Source organism: Tetzosporium hominis, from assembly GCF_002265435.1.
In the GTDB taxonomy this organism is placed as follows: Bacteria; Bacillota; Bacilli; order Bacillales_A; family Planococcaceae; genus Chryseomicrobium; species Chryseomicrobium hominis.
The window spans coordinates 1-236 of sequence record NZ_NOKQ01000029.1; the positions used below are offsets into that span (position 1 = coordinate 1).

Below are 236 nucleotides of genomic sequence, written 5' to 3' on the forward strand. Positions count from 1 at the left end.
GGCGGCAAGATGGAAGATATCATTTTTGCCGGCAGCGACTCGCGGAAAAAGCTGAACCTTGCCGAAGTGACGCTGACGCTTGACAACGATGACCGCTTTTTGCCGATCGATTTTCACGAAGTCAGTGTGACGAGAAGAGTCTACAGATCGGGGGAAAGCGAATTTCTCATCAACAACCAGCCGTGCCGCCTGAAAGATATCATCGATCTTTTTATGGATTCAGGGCTTGGAAAAGA

The 236-nt window shown here is 49.2% G+C and carries 1 protein-coding gene; it reads left to right on the forward strand.

What is annotated here, in order from left to right; genetic code table 11:
- Positions 1 to 236: hypothetical protein (locus CF394_RS00080; RefSeq protein ID WP_133079764.1), on the forward strand; the 236-nt coding region annotated here is incomplete at both ends.